This window comes from Duganella sp. AC237 (assembly GCF_979254035.1).
The window spans coordinates 5,365,273-5,377,750 of the sequence record NZ_CEEDEW010000003.1 but is presented as its reverse complement, the minus strand read 5'-3'; the positions used below and the strand labels follow the sequence as shown (position 1 = coordinate 5,377,750).

General features: G+C 67.3%; 11 protein-coding genes. 9 read left to right on the top strand and 2 right to left on the bottom strand.

The annotated features are described in order from the left end of the window. Positions 1–10 precede the first annotated feature (10 nt). Positions 11–1,891, bottom strand: coding sequence for a M61 family metallopeptidase (locus tag AC0IYS_RS23850; protein ID WP_471707506.1), 1,881 nt, complete (start codon positions 1,889–1,891; stop codon positions 11–13). 258 nt (positions 1,892–2,149) lie between these two features. On the opposite strand from AC0IYS_RS23850, the gene AC0IYS_RS23845 reads away from it, so the two are divergent. The 9 genes from AC0IYS_RS23845 to AC0IYS_RS23805 all read left to right on the top strand — a co-directional run bounded on the left by AC0IYS_RS23845 (position 2,150) and on the right by AC0IYS_RS23805 (position 11,697). Beyond that, positions 2,150–2,629, top strand: a complete 480-nt coding sequence (locus tag AC0IYS_RS23845) for a hypothetical protein (protein ID WP_471707505.1) — start codon at positions 2,150–2,152, stop codon at positions 2,627–2,629. A gap of 111 nt (positions 2,630–2,740) precedes the next feature. Further along, on the top strand, positions 2,741–3,199 hold the full coding sequence (locus tag AC0IYS_RS23840) for an Hsp20 family protein (RefSeq protein ID WP_090314987.1): 459 nt from the start codon (positions 2,741–2,743) through the stop codon (positions 3,197–3,199). 196 nt (positions 3,200–3,395) lie between these two features. Continuing rightward, positions 3,396–4,946, top strand: a complete 1,551-nt coding sequence (locus tag AC0IYS_RS23835; RefSeq protein ID WP_471707504.1) for a DegQ family serine endoprotease — start codon at positions 3,396–3,398, stop codon at positions 4,944–4,946. A gap of 63 nt (positions 4,947–5,009) precedes the next feature. Continuing rightward, complete coding sequence (locus AC0IYS_RS23830) at positions 5,010–5,669, top strand: response regulator (protein WP_090314983.1); 660 nt, start codon at positions 5,010–5,012, stop codon at positions 5,667–5,669. Between the two features lie 14 nt (positions 5,670–5,683). After that, entirely contained in the window at positions 5,684–7,066 is a 1,383-nt protein-coding gene (locus tag AC0IYS_RS23825; RefSeq protein ID WP_471707503.1) for an ATP-binding protein, read from the top strand. Between the two features lie 31 nt (positions 7,067–7,097). Further along, positions 7,098–8,291, top strand: coding sequence for a pantetheine-phosphate adenylyltransferase (coaD, locus tag AC0IYS_RS23820; protein WP_471707502.1), 1,194 nt, complete (start codon positions 7,098–7,100; stop codon positions 8,289–8,291). A gap of 148 nt (positions 8,292–8,439) precedes the next feature. Further along, entirely contained in the window at positions 8,440–9,558 is a 1,119-nt protein-coding gene (locus AC0IYS_RS23815) for an acyl-CoA dehydrogenase family protein (RefSeq protein ID WP_471707501.1), read from the top strand. Between the two features lie 29 nt (positions 9,559–9,587). After that, on the top strand, positions 9,588–10,448 hold the full coding sequence (locus AC0IYS_RS23810) for a phosphate/phosphite/phosphonate ABC transporter substrate-binding protein (RefSeq protein ID WP_471707500.1): 861 nt from the start codon (positions 9,588–9,590) through the stop codon (positions 10,446–10,448). Next, a complete protein-coding gene (locus tag AC0IYS_RS23805) occupies positions 10,426–11,697 on the top strand; it encodes a ferritin-like domain-containing protein (RefSeq protein ID WP_471707499.1) in 1,272 nt (423 codons plus the stop codon). Before AC0IYS_RS23810 ends, AC0IYS_RS23805 begins: the two co-directional genes overlap by 23 nt. Before the next feature lie 41 nt (positions 11,698–11,738). Here AC0IYS_RS23805 and AC0IYS_RS23800 read toward each other — a convergent pair whose 3' ends face one another. Continuing rightward, a complete protein-coding gene (locus tag AC0IYS_RS23800; RefSeq protein ID WP_471707498.1) occupies positions 11,739–12,476 on the bottom strand; it encodes a tetratricopeptide repeat protein in 738 nt (245 codons plus the stop codon). Between the last annotated feature and the right edge of the window lie 2 nt (positions 12,477–12,478).

The window sequence follows — 12,478 nt, the reverse complement described above, 5'->3', positions numbered from 1 at the left end:
ACGTGTTCCTTTACTTCAGCGGCTTGAGGATGGCCTCGAGCCGGTCCGGCACGCCCTTGATGCGCTCCAGGCGCGGGTACTTCAGGCCGCCGTGATAGTCGAGCGCGTAGGTCTGGTACAGATTGCCCTTTTTGACCAGCAGCTGGATCGGCTCCCTGCCGTCCTTGGCTGCCGTGACCGCCGCGCGCAGCACGTCCGGCTTGTAGGCGCGGCCGTTGACGGCCAGCAAAGTCGAGCCGCCGGACATGCCGGCCTTGAAACCGACGCCTTCCCACATGAATGCCTCGAGCTTGCCTTCGGCGCCCACCGAGAAGCCCAGCGAATACTGGAAGTTGGCCGACTTGCTCAGCTCTTCCTCGGCCTTGAGGAACGCGGTTTGCTGCTCGGCGTAGACCAATTTCCAGCCGGCGCGCGCCAGGCCGTCGAGCGGCGCGCCGGGGCCGTGGCTTTCCACGCGGCTGCGCAGGAAATCGGCCCAGTCGTACGGCTGCACCGCGTTCAGCGCCGCCACCAGTTGGTCGAACGTGTAGTGCCTGGCGACCCGGGCGCCGTCGTCGACGCCGAAGAAGGCGCGCGCGAAATCGTCGAGCGAGCGCTTGCCGTTGGACAGCTCGCGGATGCGGGTATCGGCGTCGAGCCAGATCAGCTGGCCTTCCTGGTAGTAATCCTCGCCGCGCTGCCAGTTGTTCCACACCTGCGGGCGGCGGGCGTTGACGATCGGATCGTAGGTGGTGTCCTGCACCGCGCGCCATTCGCGGCCCTTGACGTTGTCCAGCCGAGCGGCCGAGGCGGCCAGCAGGTCGCGCGTGTTCTCCGGCTTGATCAGCCCCGAGCGCGCGGCCAGCACCGCGCCCCGGTACTGGGTCTGGCCCTCGTACACCCACAGCAGCGAGTTGTCCAGCGGCGTGTTGAAGTTGGGCACGTCCTGGCCGGCCGGGCGGCGGAACTTGCCGTTCCACGAGTGCACGAATTCGTGCGACAGCAACTCGCGCCGCGCCTCGTACTTGGCCCATTCGGTGAAGTAGCCCAGCTTGACGCCGTTCTCGCTCGACTCGTGGTGCTCGCGGCCGATGCCGCCGAATTCGTCGCTGATGGCGAACAGGAAATCGTAGTGGCGGTAGTGCCTGGAATCGAACAGTTTATAGGCTTGCTGGATCAGCGCGCGGTGCGGCGCGATCTGCTCAGGCGTCGCCGCCAGCTGCTCGGCGCTGTCGGCCACCATGTTCAGGTGCACCGGCACCTTGGCGCCCGGATCGAGGTCGACGCGGCGGAAATAACGGCCGGCGAACAGCGGCGAATCGAGCAGCGTTTCCAGGTCGAGCGGCTTGAAGGCGATCTCGTCGCCGTTGCGCGCGGCCGTCTCCAGCGCGCTGCCGAACTGCCAGCCGGGCGGCACGGTCAAGTTCGGCTGCACGGTGATGTTGCGGCTGCGGTAGCCGGCCGGATACAGCGCCAGCGACTGCCACTGCACGCCCAGGATGTCGGCGGTGAAGGTGGTGCGGCCCTGGCTGGCCTCGATCGGCGACAGGTACTGGAACTCGACCTCGACGGCGCTGGCGTCGGCCGGCACATCGATGGCGAAGGCCCAGACGTTGAGCGGGTCGCGCTTCCAGTCCAGCGGCTTGCCGTTGGCGCTCGCTTTGAGGCCGGCGAACTGGTTGAGCGCGCCGCTGGGGCCGTGGTTGGCCACCACCCACTGCGGATACAGCAAGGTCAGCTTGCCGGGCTTGGCCGGGATGGTCTGGCGCACGCGGAAGATTTGCTGGGCGAAGTTGCTGGCGTCGACCTTGAGCACGATGGTGCCCGGATAGGGCTGCTCGGAGATCGTTTCTGCCTGGGCGCTGAAGGCGGTGGCCAACAGGACGGCGAGTGCGGCACGGATAGGGAACATGGGGCGGCGTGATAGAGAGTTGAAAGGGAGGTTGAAAGGTTGGGCAAGAGAAAGAGTTTAGCACGCGCGCAAGCGGGTAAATGCTGCGGGAATACACAGGGGGGTATGCACCACCGGCCCCCTGCAGGAAGTGTTCGATTTATTTTTCTATTTCCTTCTATTTTTCTCTATTTTCCCGGCGGGAGAACCGACCGCGCCAAATTAGGTCTAACTAGAAGAAAGTAGAGGAAAGCAGAAGAAAATAGAAGGGGAAATCGAGTGAAATCCACAGTGACCGTGCAGCTGGACACCGCCACCCTGCTCAAGCTGATCAACCAGCTCAGCGAGCTTGGCGGCACGCAGGATTTATCGGAGGGCGTGTCGTCGGCGATCGAATTTTGGCTGGCCGAACAAGCCAAACTCGCTACCGGCTGCGACCCGGCGAGCGTGCGCGGCTACCAATGGAAATCGCTGTTTTTGCCCGAGGGAACCGTGCTGCGCTCATGGAGCTACGGTGATCACAACTATGCCCGGGTCGAGGGCGACCAAATTATCCATGAAGGAAAGTCGGTGTCGCCCAACCAGTTCGCGCAATCGTTCGCGCGCACCACACGCAAGACGAACCTTCTGAGCCGCCACGCGATCCGACACCGGGCGCCGGGTGGACCTTGCCCGAGCGCCGTAAATTCCGTTTCCGGCTGGAAGACGTCGCGTTCGACTGAAAAATTTTTAAAAAAAGTGGGCCGCTGGGGATGTTGATGGCGTTTTTCAAGGCCTTGAAAGCCCCGAAAAGCAACCTATATCGGACTCAGTGGTTGCCCAGATGGGGGCCACGCTTCCATATCGCTTAACTTGAAAAGGATATTTATCATGCGTACTTTTGACCTCACTCCTCTGTATCGTTCCGCTATCGGTTTTGATCGTCTGGCACAACTGCTGAACGATGCCCAGCGGGGAGATTCCGCACCAAGCTACCCGCCTTACAACATCGAGCTGGTCTCCGAAGACAAGTATCGGATCGTGATGGCGCTCGCCGGTTTCGACCGGTCGGAAATCGACATCACCTTCGAACGCGATTCGCTGCAGGTTGTCGGCCGCAAACAGAAGGACGCCACCGAGCGCACCTATCTGCACCGCGGCATCGCGGCGCGTGACTTCGAGCAGCGCTTCCAGCTGGCCAACCATGTCAAAGTGACCGGCGCGTCCTTCGACAACGGCATGCTCACCATCGAACTGGTGCGTGAGATTCCGGAAGCCCTCAAGCCACGCAAGATCGTCATCGATGGCAGCGACAACGTCGCGGCCCTGGAGCAGCGCCAGGCGGCGTAATCCGGTTGTAGGGTGTGCGCCTTCGGTGGCACGCGAGTAGGACCAACTGGCCGGTTTATCCGGCCAGTTGCACGTCCGCCATCTTAATAAATTTGCATTGTTTGTAAGCATTTGTATCGGTAACTCATGTTAAGTGGCGTCTAAGTTTTTTGCCTCATATTGAATACATCTAACCTCATTCAATTCAGGAGTGCATATGTCCCAAACTACTTCGTCCGGATCGAAGACCGCCAAGCGCGCCGTCGCCGCCGTGGCCGTACTGGCCGCGATCGGCGCGGGCGGTGCGGTGGTGGTCCACCAGAACAGCGCGACGGCCGCCGGCGGCGCTCCTGTGGCCGCCGTGGCAACAGCGGCTGCGCCCGCCGCCGCCCAGGCCGCGCCGCAGGCGGTGCCGGCCCCTAGTATTTCGCTGCCGGACTTCAGCGTCGTGGCGGCCCACAACGGCCCGGCCGTGGTCAACATCAACGTCACCGGCAGCGTCAAGACCTCGTACGACGGCAGCGGCCAGGCCGGTCCAGGCCGCGGCGACGCCTTCGGCGACGACCCGTTCATGGAATTCTTCCGCCGCTTCCAGGGCCAGCAGCAGCCGCGCGGCCAGCGCGAAATGCCGACCCACGGCATGGGCTCGGGCTTCATCATCAGCGCCGACGGCATCATCCTGACCAATGCCCACGTGGTGCGCGACGCCCGCGAAGTGGTCGTCAAACTGACCGACCGCCGCGAATTCCGCGCCAAGGTGCTCGGCTCCGATCCCAAGACCGACGTCGCCGTGCTCAAGATCGACGCCAAGAACCTGCCGGTCGTGCCGCTGGCCAAGACCGACAACCTGAAAGTGGGCGAGTGGGTGCTGGCGATCGGCTCGCCATACGGCCTCGACAACACCGTCACCGCCGGCGTGGTCAGCGCCAAGGGCCGCTCGCTGCCGGACGATTCGTACGTGCCGTTCATCCAGACCGACGTCGCCGTCAATCCCGGCAACTCGGGCGGGCCGCTGTTCAACACCCGCGGCGAGGTGGTCGGCATCAACTCGCAGATCTACAGCCAGACCGGCGGCTACCAGGGCCTGTCGTTCGCCATCCCGATCGACGTCGCCACCAAGATCAAGGACCAGATCGTCTCCAAGGGCAAGGTCGAACACGCCAAGCTGGGCGTGACGGTGCAGGAGATCGACCAGAGCTTCGCCGATTCGTTCAACCTGGCCACGCCGGAAGGCGCGCTGGTGGCCAACGTCGAACGCGGCGGCCCGGCCGACAAGGCCGGCCTGCGTCCGGGCGACGTGGTGCGCACGATGAACGGCCAGAAGATCGTCAGCTCGATCGACCTGCCGGCCATGGTCGGCCTGGCCCAGCCGGGCTCGAAGATCAACCTCGAGGTGTGGCGCAACGGCAAACTGGTGCCGCTGACGGCGACCCTGGGCAATGCCAACGATAAAGTCGCCGCCCTGGCCGACCGTAGCGAGCGGGGCGACCAGGGCACCGCCAAGCTGCGCCTGGGCTTGTCGCTGCGTCCGCTCGACCAGATGGAGCGGCGCCAGTCCGGCATCCCCGGCGGCCTGGTGATCGAGGACGCCGGCGGCGCCGCCGCCAACGCCGGCATCCAGCCGGGCGACGTGCTGCTGTCGGTCAACGGGCTGGCGGTCAACACCGTCGACCAGGTGCGCCAGGTGGTCGACAAGTCCGGCAAGTCGGTGGCGTTGCTGATCCAGCGCGGAGATGAGAGAATCTTCATCCCGGTGCGACTGGGGTAATCAAAAACCGGTCATTTGCAACCCTCTGGCGGAATGCGACAATAACAAGAAAGGAAACACACCATGCGACTTCTGCTGGTAGAAGACGACACGATGATCGGCGAAGTGGTGCTCGACCTGCTGCGGGCCGAGCACTACGCGGTCGACTGGGTGAAGGACGGCGACATGGCCGACACCGCGCTGCAAACGCAAACCTACGACCTGGTGCTGCTGGACCTGGGCCTGCCGCGCAAGGACGGCCTCGAAGTGCTGCGTTCGATGCGCGCGCGCAAGGAGCTGACCCCGGTCCTGGTGGCCACCGCGCGCGACGCCAAGGAGCAGCGCATCGCCGGCCTCGACGCCGGCGCCGACGACTACGTGCTCAAACCCTACGACCTCGACGAGCTGCTGGCGCGCATCCGCGCCTTGTTGCGCCGCTCGGCCGGTCGCGCCGAGCCGGTGTTCGAGCACGGCAACGTCTCGGTCAATCCGCAAACGCGCGAAGTGATCGCCGACGGCAAGCCGGTCAACCTGTCGGCGCGCGAATGGGCCGTGCTGGAAGCCTTGATCGCCCGGCCCGGCATCGTGCTGTCGCGGCACCAGCTCGAAGAGAAGTTGTACAGCTGGAAGGACGAGGTCAACAGCAACGCCGTCGAGGTCTACATCCACGGCCTGCGCAAAAAACTCGGCGCCGAGCTGATTCAGAACGTGCGCGGCCTCGGCTACATGGTGCCCAAGCTATGAAGGTGAAGGTCAAGATGCCCTCGCTGCCATCGTTGCCGCGGGTGCCGGTGGTGACGCACTCGCTGCGCGGCAGGCTGCTGTGGTTTCTGCTGGCGGCCATCACCATGGCGGCCATCGCCCAGGCGCTGATCGCCTACCGCAGCGCGCTGAGCGACGCCGACCAGATCTTCGACTACCACATGCAGCAAATGGCCATGTCGCTGCGCTCGAGCGCGACCCTGACCAACAAGGCCGCCGACGCCGTGGCCGACCCCGAAAACGACGACCTCGTGGTGCAGGTCTGGACCCCGGACGGCGCCCAGGTGTTCCGCTCGCTGTCGCGCGCGGCGCTGCCGCAGCGCGCCGTGCTGGGTTTTTCCAACGTCAAGGCCAACAACACCACCTACCGCATCTTCTCGGTGCAAACCAGCAACCAGACGGTGCAGGTCGCCCAGGACATGGCGGTGCGCCAGCGCATGGCCGGCACGCTGGCGCTGCGCACGGTCGGCCCGATCGCCGTCATGGCGCCGATTTTGATGCTGGTGGTGTGGTGGGTCGTCAGCGGCTCGCTCGCGCCGGTGTCGCGCGTCAAACGCCAAGTGGCCGCGCGCCAGGCCGACGATTTGTCGCCGGTGTCGGAAAACGATTTACCGGACGAGGTGCTGCCGCTGGTGCACGAACTGAACTTGCTGTTCGGCCGCGTGCGCACCGCCTTCGAGGCGCAACAACATTTTGTGGCCGACGCCGCCCACGAGCTGCGCTCGCCGCTGGCCGCGCTCAAGCTCCAGGTGCTCAGCCTGGGGCGCGCGCAGGACGAGGCCGCGCGCAACGTCGCCATCGGCCGCGTGACGGCCGGCATCGAGCGCGCCACCCGGCTGGTCGAGCAACTGCTGGTGCTGGCGCGCCAGGAGGGCTCGGTCGACGACGCGCGGCTCGAGGCGCTGAGCCTGTCGGACCTGCTCAAGCGCACCCTGGGCGACATGGCCGGCCTGGCGCAGGCGCGCCAGATCGACCTCGGCCTGCACCACGCCGACGAGGCCGGCGTCGACGGCCAGCCCGACGCCCTCATCATCCTGCTGCGCAACCTGGTCGACAACGCCATCAAATATACGCCGGCCGGCGGCACGGTCGACCTCGACCTGCGCCGCGTGCCGGGCGCCAAGTCGGCCCCGGGCAGGGTCATCCTCAGCGTCGAGGATTCCGGCCCCGGCATTCCCCCCGACGAGCGCGAGCGCGTCTTCAACCGTTTCTACCGCGTGCCCGGCAGCGAGGCCGGCGGCAGCGGCCTGGGGCTGGCCATCATCAAGTCCATCGCCGAGCGCCACGGCGCCGTGCTCACCCTCGACCAGTCCGCGCGTTTGGGCGGGCTGAAGGTCCAAGTCGATTTTCCCGAGACTGCGACGCCCACTCCGGTCTAAAATGCTCCTTTGACATCGGTTGGAGCGGCGTATGAAGAAGATCGGCTTTTCGGGCACCCTGGACCCGATCACCAACGGCCACATGTGGGTGATCAACGAGGCGCGCTCGATCGCGGACGAAGTGGTGGTGTTCCTGTCCGAAAACACCGCCAAAAAACCCAAGTTCACGGCCGAGGAGCGCAAAAGCATCATCGCGCTCAGCTGCGCCGAGCAGGGCTGGGACAACGTGCAGGTGGTCATCGTCAAGGGCGACTACACGGCGCGCGCGGCCAAGAAGCACGGCGCCGACTGCCTGATCCGCGGCATCCGCACCACGGCCGATTTCGACTATGAAAACCTGATCCAGCAGACCAACGTCGACGTGTTACAAGGCGCCAAGACCATCTTCGTCATGCCGCCGCGCGACCTCGGTTCGGTCAGTTCGAGCTTCGTCAAGGCGCTCGAGGGGCCGATCGGCTGGAACTGGATCATGAAGCAATTCGTGCCCGGGCCGGCCTACCACGCCTGGGTGCTCAGCTGGCTGCGCAAGGAATGGGAAACCTTGTGGGACTACGCCCACGCCGACGTGCCGGCCATCGCCCACGCCGACCAATGGTTCGTGCGCCTGACCGGCGCCACCGCCTACGGCGGCGCCGACCGCCACTACCACAACCTCGACCACCTGGTGCACGGCCTGTGCGAGATCCGCGCCTGGGCCGCCAACACCGGCCCGGACCCGCTCGATGTCGACATCGTCAAGCAGGCGTTCTGGTTCCACGACGCCGAATACGGCCGCCGGGGCGAGCCGGGCGAGTTGACCAACGAGGAAGCGAGCGCCCAGTTGTGGCTGGGCAGCCACCTGGCGCAGGAAATGGACGACACGGCGCAACTGATACGCGCCACCGACCACTTCCAGGAAGCGTCGATCACGCACCGGCTCAAGGACGTCATGCTCAGCGTCGACCTGGCCATCCTCGGCCAGGACGACGAGGTCTATCACAATTACGCGCGCGGCATCCGGCGCGAATACAGCCACCTGCCGGACGTCAAGTACCGCCAGGACCGGGGCGGCGCGCTGGCGCATCTGTGCCGCAAGGCCGAAGCGGGCCAGCTGTTCGGCAACGCCTACTTCGCCGACACCTACAACGCGCGCGCCATCGCCAACATGCAGCGCGAAATGGCCACCCTCAGCAACGCCGGCAACTCCGGGGTCAGGTCCGCCATTTCTACACAAGCAGAACCGTAGAGCGGCGTAAATCGGCGGCCAGCCTTACGAGGGACGAGGCCGTGTAGAAATGGTGGACCGGACCCCGGAGTACGGGGCGCGGCGGTGTGGCGCTCTCTGCTACACTGGCCGCGCCGCTTATCGTCCCCTTGCCGCTATGAGGAACGCCATGCCCTACCTGCAAACACTCGATTCCATCGTCCTGTCCACCGTCGCGCCGGCCGCGCAGGCGACCGACCGCGACGCCGTCTTTCCCCGCGCGGCCATCGGCGCGCTGGGCCAGGCCGGCCTGCTCGGCCTGATCAGCGCCGAGGCGGTCGGCGGCGGCGGCAAGGGCCTGGCCGAGGCGGCCCAGGTGGTCGAGCGCATCGCCCGCGCATGCCCGTCGACGGCGATGGTGGTGTGCATGCATTACTGCGCCACCGTGGTCATCGAGGCATTCGGCGCCGAGGCCGTGCGTCGCGAGATTGCCGCCGGCCGCCACCTGAGCACCCTGGCGTGGTCCGACAGCGGTTCGCGCAGCCACTTCTGGGCGCCGATGGGCACGGCGCGGCGCGATGGCGACCACGTCGTGATCGACGGCAGCAAGACTATGGTCACCTCGGCCGCCGAAGCCGATTCCTACGTGTGGTCGACCGGGCCGGCCGACGGCGCCGGCGTCAGCAGCCTGTGGCTTGTCGAGCGCGACAGCGAGGGGCTCGGCGAGGCCAAATTCTTCGACGGCCTCGGCCTGCGCGGCAACCGCTCGTCGCCGTTGACGGCCCGGGGCGTACGGGCGCCGGCCGGCGCGCTGCTGGGCGCCGACGGCGGCGGCTTCGACATCATGGTCGGGAAGGTGCTGCCGGTGTTCGCCACCCTGACGGCGTCGTGCTCGCTGGGCCTGATGGACGCGGTGCTGGAGGCCGCCTGCGGCCACGTCACCGCCAGCAGGCTCGAGCACCTCGACAGCGCGCTGGCCGACTTGCCGACCATCCGCGCCTACCTGGCGCGCGCCCGCATCCAGGCCGACCTGGTGCGCACCTTGCGCGACGACACCGTCGCCGCGCTGGCGGCCGGCCGCGCCGACGCCATGCTGCGCGTGATGCAGGTCAAGGCCGCCGCCGCCGAGGCCGCGCTGGAGGTGAGCGACACGGCCATGCGCGTGTGCGGCGGCGCCGCCTTCCGCAAGGACCTGGGCATCGAGCGCTACTTCCGCGACGCCCGCGCCGCGTCGGTGATGGCGCCGACGTCGGACGTGCTGTACGACTTCATCGGCAAGGCCGTCTGCGGCATGCCGGTGTTCGGCTGATGACGCCATTGAGAGCACAAGGGAGACACATGACAAGCACACCACTGATGATGGGCGCGGTCGCCTACGCGCCCAAGGTCGTGACGATCTGGGAAGGCTTCAAGGAATACTTCCGCCGCCACGGCCTGGCCTTCGACTACCTCCTCTATTCCAACTACGAGCGCCAGGTCGAGGCGCAATTCGACGGCAGCATCGACCTGGCCTGGAACTCGCCGCTGGCGTGGGTGCGCGCCGAGCGCATCGCCGCCGCGCGCGGCCTGACGCTCGACACGGTGGCGATGCGCGACACCGACCGCGACCTGACGTCGGTGCTGGTCACGCGCGCCGATTCGCCGGTGACCGAGCTGGCCTGGCTGGCCGGCAAGACCATCGGCTTCGGCGCCATCGACTCGCCGCAGGCGCGCCTGATCCCGCTCGACTATCTGCGCCACCACGGCCTGCTGGCCGGCCGCGACTTCATGGCGCGCCACTTCGACGTCCTGGGCGGCAAGCACGGCGACCACATCGGCGGCGAGCGCGACGCCGCGCAGGCGCTGGTCGCCGGCGAGATCGACGCCGCCTGGATGATCGACGGCAACCACATGGCATTCTCGCGCGAAGGCTTGCTGGCGGCCGGTACAACGCGCATCCTGGCGCGCACGCAACCCTTCGATCATTGCAACTTCACCGTCAGCCCGGGCGCCCCGGCCGAGCAGATCAAGCAGTTCACCGAGCTGCTGCTGGCGATGCGCTGGGACGACGCCGAGGTGCGGCCGCTGCTGGAGATGGAAGGCCTGCGGCAATGGCTGCCCGGCCGCACCAGCGGCTACGACGCCCTGATGCGCGCCGCCGACGACGAGCAGTTCTACGATGCAGCGGGGAATATCATTGCAAGCGACTATCGATATTGAGCAGCTGGGCTTTGACGCCGGCGCCCATGTGCTGGTCAAGCACGCGCTGGCGGCGTTGCCGCCGGGGCAAACCTTGCAGGTGCGCGGCCGCGCCTACGGCTGGGAAGGCCAACTGATCGCGTGGTGCCGCACGCAAGGGCACCAATGCGCCGTCGAGCAGGGCGGGCAGGGCGGCGGCAACATCGCCACCGTGCGCCGGCATGGCGATAGCGCCGACAACGCCGACAGCGCCGACAACGCCGACAACGCCGCCAACCAGGCCCGCGCCGGCGCGGGCGGACGCTGGCGCGGCGCGCTGCGCACCGGCCACGCCGACCCGGCCTTGCCCGGCGCGCTGGCCGAACGCGCCGACGCCCGCTGGGGTCTGGCCGCGCGCGGCGCGACGGTGGAAGCGGGTTCGCCGCCGATCGCCTTCCGCCTGGCCGAGCGCGACGAGGTCTGGGGCGAGCGCGCCGCCGACCTGTACGCGCAGGCCGCCGCCGCCCAGTGGGACCCGCACACGGCGATCGACTGGGCCGCGCCGTTCGCGCTGCCCGACATCGTCGAGGACGCGGTGGTGCAGGTGCTGACCTATATGATCGAAAACGAAGTGGCCGCGCTGGTGGTGCCGGCGCGCTTCCTCGGCCAACTGCACCCGCACTACCGCGAGGTGCAGGCGGTGCTGGCGATCCAGGTCGCCGACGAGGCCCGCCACATCGACGTCTTCACGCGCCGGTTGCGGCTCAAGGGGCGCGAGCCGGGCCTGTCGACCGCCGGCGGCCAGGCTTCGCTCAAGACCCTGCTCGACGAGCCGGATTTCTCGGTGGCCGAGTTTTTATTGTCGGTGCTGGGGGAGGGCACGTTCGTCAGCCTGCTGCACTTCCTGCACGAGCACGCGCCGGACCCGGTCACGCGCCAGATCGCCCGGCTGGCCGCGCGCGACGAGGCGCGCCACGTCGCCTTCGGCATGACGCACCTGGCCGCGCGGCTGGAAAACGATCCCGGCGTCCGGACGCGGCTGGCCAACGCGGTGCAGTCGCGCAACGACGCGCTATCGACGACATCGGGCCTGAACGAGGAAGTGTTCGACGCGCTGATCCTGCTGGCGGCGGGGGAATTGACGGTGCCGGCCATCGCGGCCGGCTACCTGAAGGTGCAGCAGTTGATGCGCGACATGGCCGAGGGACGCCAGGCGCGGCTGGAAAGACTGGGCTTCAGCAAGGACGCCGCACAACACCTGTCGTCCCTGCACACCCGCAACTTCATGTAATGGTCGGCCATGGGCCAGATCAAGCCAAGATCAAACCCAGATCAAAAACGGTTCCAGTTGTTGTGGCGGTGCTCGGTCGCCTCCTTGAGCAGGTAGCCGGCGCGGCGCTCGTCCCTGGCGCTGTGGGCGTCGCCCAGCTGCACCGTCATCGCCAGTTCCTGCAGCGCCGGCGGGTACTCGTGCTCGGCCGACTCCTCCAGCAAGGCGCGCGCCTTGGCCGGGTCCGCCGGCACCCCGCGCCCCTCGCTGTAGAAGTACGACAGCAGGAACATCGCATGCGCGTTGCCGCCTTCGCTGGCGGCGCCCAGCCAGCGCGCGGCCAGTTGGTCGTCGCGCGCGACGCCGTCGCCGTTCTTGTAGAGCTGGCCCAGCACCAGCGCCGCCCGCGCGTGCCGCTGCTGCGCCGCCAGGGTGTACCACGGCGCGGCCGCCGCCGGCTGCGCGGGTACGCCGGCCACGCCCAGCCGCAGCAGCTCGCCCAGCTGGAACGCCGCCTCGACGTCGCCGCCGCGCGCGGCCTGCTCGAACAACTTCAGCGCCTCGGCGCGCTGGTCCGCCCGGGTTTTATACAGCAGCGCCAGCTCGCGCTGGGCCACCGGCATGTCCTGCCGCGCCCACGCCATCAGCTTGCGCTCGGCGCTGGCGTCGGCCTGCTGCAGCGCCTTCATGCCGACCGTCTCGATCTGCGCCGCGTCGGGCGGATCGCGCTGGATCTGGCAACCGAACAACAGCGCGGAGGCCAGCACCGTCGCCAGGATCGTCACTGAAGGCTTGTTCATCG